Origin of the sequence: Microcella sp., from assembly GCF_033763155.1 — a bacterium.
Classification (GTDB): Bacteria; Actinomycetota; Actinomycetes; order Actinomycetales; family Microbacteriaceae; genus Microcella.
Window position 1 is genome coordinate 1 of sequence record NZ_JANRKZ010000143.1, and the last position, 4,584, is coordinate 4,584.

The 4,584-nt window shown below is 64.0% G+C and carries 5 protein-coding genes; 1 reads left to right on the forward strand and 4 read right to left on the reverse strand.

Annotated features, from left to right (window positions below):
• On the reverse strand, positions 1-897 hold an 897-nt coding region (locus SFU54_RS05875; RefSeq protein ID WP_319015358.1), incomplete at its 3' end, for an APC family permease.
• Between the two features lie 104 nt (positions 898-1,001).
• Entirely contained in the window at positions 1,002-2,504 is a 1,503-nt protein-coding gene (locus SFU54_RS05880) for an APC family permease (RefSeq protein WP_319015359.1), read from the reverse strand.
• Between the two features lie 171 nt (positions 2,505-2,675).
• On the opposite strand from SFU54_RS05880, the gene SFU54_RS05885 reads away from it, so the two are divergent.
• Positions 2,676-3,488 carry an acetoacetate decarboxylase family protein gene (locus tag SFU54_RS05885; RefSeq protein WP_319015360.1) on the forward strand — a complete coding sequence of 271 codons (813 nt, stop codon included), beginning with the start codon at positions 2,676-2,678 and terminating at the stop codon, positions 3,486-3,488.
• On the opposite strand, the gene SFU54_RS05890 is transcribed toward SFU54_RS05885, so the two are convergent.
• Together SFU54_RS05890 and SFU54_RS05895 are read right to left on the reverse strand one after the other, a co-directional pair.
• Entirely contained in the window at positions 3,442-3,777 is a 336-nt protein-coding gene (locus tag SFU54_RS05890) for a hypothetical protein (protein ID WP_319015361.1), read from the reverse strand. The genes SFU54_RS05885 and SFU54_RS05890 overlap by 47 nt on opposite strands.
• 112 nt (positions 3,778-3,889) lie before the next feature.
• A complete protein-coding gene (locus tag SFU54_RS05895; RefSeq protein WP_319015362.1) occupies positions 3,890-4,360 on the reverse strand; it encodes a hypothetical protein in 471 nt (156 codons plus the stop codon).
• Between the last annotated feature and the right edge of the window lie 224 nt (positions 4,361-4,584).

Here is a 4,584-nt window from a genome sequence, read left to right on the forward strand (position 1 = left end):
GAACGTCAAGCCCGAGCCCACGAACTGGTCGCTCAGTCCGAACAGCACGCCGGCCGGGTTGGCGAGGCCATCAGAAAGCTCGATCACCTTGTCGGCCACTTGCGAGGCACCCATGCCCGTGACCATGGCGAACGACACGAGAGCGAAGAGCAACGTGATGACACCGATCGACACGTAGGTGGCGATGGGCACCGTGCGCTTCGGGTTCTTCGCCTCTTCACCGTAGATGGCGGTGGCTTCGAAGCCGATGAAGCTCGCGAATGCAAAGGCGAGGGCGATGCCCGCCGAACCCGCGAAGCCGCCAGCGAACACCTCAGTGATGTTGAACGATGAGCCTATGTTCCAGCCCTCGGGGCCACCGTTCGCGAGAATCGCGATGGCCACGATCACGAGCGACGACACTTCGAGAACCAGCATGACGCCGAGAACGCGCGCTCCGACATCCACACTCAAGAGGGACAGCAGCGAGACCACGAGCCAGATCGCCAGTGACCAGACGTACCACGGCCAGTCGAGTCCGAAGCCGGCGCCGAATGCCGAGGTGACAACGCCGAAGAAGCCATAGATGGCGAGCTGAATGGTGATGTAGGCAACGAGCGCGGCGAACGCTGAGGCAACACCCGCGTTGACCCCAAGGCCCTTTCCGACGTAGGCCAAGAAGGCGCCCGCATTGGTCATGAACGGACTCATGGCCGCATAGCCGATCGAGAAAATCACGAGGGTGATGCCGACGGCCAGGTAGGCGCCCGGCACGGCCGCTCCGTTACCGAGAAGCATGGCAACCGGTACGGCACCAGTGATGCCAATGAGCGGGGCGGATGCGGCAACGACGAAGAAGACGATGCCGGCAACGCCGAGTCGGCCTTTTCTGAGCTCCGTTTGGGTGGAATCAGTCATGAATCTGAAACTCCTCATTGAGTTAGGGGGGGAGCATCCTTCAAACGAAGGATGGTGCTCGGGTAGTGCGGAGTTTTCCGCACTACCCGAGCACCAAAAGTGAATCAGCTAGCGAAGTCCTTGACTAGTTGTTCGTTCTCTTTCTTGTTGATGAGTGCAGCGACGTAGCCGATCACAAGGAAGATGAACGGCAGCAGCACCAAGAACCAGCCGAGCGGGTTCAGCAACCAGGCGCTCTCGGGCAGCGTCGGGTCGACTCCGTCGGGCACTGTGCCGGCGAGCAGGTTGAAGCGCGACATCACCAGGTAGAGGCCCAGCGCCAGCAACACGGCCGAGATCGCCGGGGCAATGACGGTCTTCCAGAGGTTGCCCCCACCGGCCCGACGGAAGTACACGATGACCGCGATCGAGACGAGAATCTCGACGACGATGACCGAGATGGCGGTGATCGAGCTCATCCAGAAGAAGAGGTTGCCGACCGGGTCAAGGCCCGCCACCGCGAAGATGATCATGACGAGGGCGGCAAGCGCCGAGGTGATGATCACGCCGCCGACGGGAGCGCCAGCCTTGTTGGTGACGGCCACGCGAGCCGGGAACACGCCGCCGCGACCGAGGGCGAAGAAGTAGCGCGCCGAGGCGTTCTGGAAGGCGAGCAGACCAGCGAAGAGGCTCGTGATGACGAGAACCGTCATGATCCCGACCAACCACGTGCCGACGTACTGCTCGGTGAGGCTGAAGAGCACACCTGCCGGGTTCGCGAGCACGTTGCCGTCAGCATCCATCGAGCGCGTGACGACCTCGTCGATGATGCCGCTCGCGCCCATTCCCGTCACCATGCCGAACGAGACGATGGCGAAGAGGATGCTGATGGTTGAGATCGCGATGTAGGTGGCCAGCGGCACGGTGCGCTTGGGGTCTTTCGACTCTTCGCCGTAGATGGCCGTGGCCTCGAAGCCGATGAAGCTCGCGAGAGCGAAGGCGAGCGCGATGCCCGCACCGCCCGCGAAGCCGCCCGCGAAGATGTTCTCCGGGCTGAACGAGGCCGCGAAGTTCCAGCCCTCAGGTCCGCCGTTGGCGAGCATCGCGACCGCGGCGACGAGCAGCGAGGTGATCTCGAGCACGAGCAGCACGCCGAGCACCTTGGCTCCGACGTCGACGCTCAGCAGCGAGAGGCCCGTGACCAGCGCCCACGCGATGAACGCCCAGACGTACCACGGCAAGCTCACGCCGAGCTCGGCCATCGTGCCTTCGACGAGTCCGCCGAAGAAGCCAAAGATGGCGAGCTGGATCGTGACGTAGGTGAGGATCGACACGAACGCCGAAGCAACACCCGCGTTGACGCCGAGGCCCTTACCGACGTAGGCGAAGAACGCGCCCGAGTTGGTGACGCGCTGGCTCATGGCGGCGTACCCGACGCTGAAGAGCAGCAGGGTCAGGCCGACAACGAGGTAGGCGCCGGGCGTGCCTGCGCCGTTACCGACGAGCATGGCGACCGGAACAGCGCCGGTGATGCCCACGAGCGGGGCCGATGCGGCGACGACGAAGAAGACAACGCCGATGACGCCGAGTCGACCCTTACGCAGGGTCGATGAGGGGGTGTCAGTCATGAATCCGGAACTCCTCTTTGAGTTGGGGTGGATCGTTCGTATCAAAACGACCTGGCGCCATAGTGGTGCACGGGTGGGCGCGCGTCAAGCGTGGCGCGGTGCGCGGGCTCGTGGCGAGCATCCGAAAACTGCCTATCGTTTGTTTACGAATGATTCGGTAGCCTGGGCCGCATGGCCTCGCTCAATGGATTCCTCGCGCCCCGAACTCCCTCCGGCGCGAGCGCGCTCGTTCCCGACATGCCCTGGTTCTATTCGGGCACGCTGCTCACTGCCGAGTACCGCACCGACCCCGCCAACGTTGCGGCGCTGCTGCCTGAGGGCCTCGAGCTCGCCGACGACGACCCGGGAGCAGTGGCGCTCATCTGGGCCGACTGGCAGTCGTGCTCGACCGGCGGTGCCGAGCTGCTCGACCCCATGCGGTCGCAGTACCTCGAGACCTTCGCCGTCGTGCGCGTCAAGCACGAGGGCGCGACCTACTCGCGCTGCGTCGCCATCTGGGTGACGAAAGACTTCGCGATTGGCCGCGGCTGGTTTCAGGGCTACCCCAAGAAGCTCGGGTCGATGGCGGTCACGCGCGTGTTCAACGTCGGCAAAGCATCCCCCCGCCTCGAACCGGGTGCGCGCCTCGGCGCGTCACTCGCGGCCTACGACCACCGCCTCGCCTCGCTCGTCGTGACGCTGCGCTCGCCGTCGGAGTCGAACGGCTTCGTCAACGGCCACGGCATGCTGCATTCGCGGTGGATGCCCTCCATCACCCCGGGCGCCGGCAACAGCCTCGATCAGCTCATCACGATGGGTGGCGTGGACGCGGAGATCGGCGAAACCTGGGTGGGCGACTTCGAGCTCGAGCTGCACGACTCGCCCTGGGACGAGCTCGCCTCGATCTTGCCCGTGAAGGAGAAGATCGCGGCGTACTACCGCGAGATCGGCGTGACGTTCAACGGCGGGACGCTTGTCGCGGATCGGTCGAACCCGACGGTGTAGCTGCCCTGCGCGCTGAAGCGATCAGCCTTACGACGAGGATGACCGCTGTGATGAGGGCGGCTGCGCCGAGCGCGTAGCCGGCCCACGCGGCGATGGAGATGCCGAGGGACGTCTCGATCGAAAGCCCCTGCTCTTCTTGGCTGTTGTATTCGGCGGCTGAGGCGAACGTCGTCACGACGAGCGTGCCGATCGAGAGCACCAGGAGTGTGACGAAGGTCCAGATGAGACCGGTGCGCGGGGGTGTCATGAACTCTCCGATGCTGGGCTTCTCGCTCGAAATAGAGAGCATACCTCAGGCTATCTGACGCGTGACGAGTGGCAACGGAATGCTGCATTCGGGGTAGATGCCCTCCATCACCCCCGGCGCTGTCCCTCGATGCCGGCAATCACGGCTTGACCAGTTAGCAGGGCGTGTTTGCCACCGAGCCGTCCGGCTTCATCCATACGTTCTCTCCAGAGGTGAATGGCGCCCTGATTCCTGCGGTCCACGACCGTTCAACTCCGTTCGCGGTGCCCTCGACGTAGATGCCGATGTAGTCAGCCTCCTCAACCAGGGCAGCCAGATTGCGCGTGACTGAGGCCTCTGATTGACGCTCAACGGCCTCGAGAACGTCTTCGCCTGCGCCCACGATGACGGCTGGATTCGCCCCAAGGTCGACGAGTTCGGTACTCCCAGCACCCCGGTTCACATAGGCATTCACCGTCGACAACGAGAAGTCTTCGCAGACCACGATCCGAAGATCCCCGCCCGGAGCCATCGAGAAAGAAGCAGGCCCCAGATCGTAGCGCTCGCCACACCCTGCCGATAGGGCTCCAAGCACGCAGACCGCCGCAGCAGCCAACGAACGAGTGAGGCGGACTCGACGAAGCATTCCTCAACCCTAAGCGAGGCCTACAGATCCAAGAAGCTGTGCCTGCTGACTTCCTCGATCTAGAGATCGAGGAAGTATTCGCGCACCTCCCAGGCGGTGACCTCGCGCGTCGTCGGGTCGGGCACCTCGGCGGTGTAGCGCTCGATTTCGTCGCGCTTCATGACTTCGAAGACGTTGACGAGGTCGCCGCCGAGCAGCTCGATGAGGGCGCTGTCGGCGCGCAG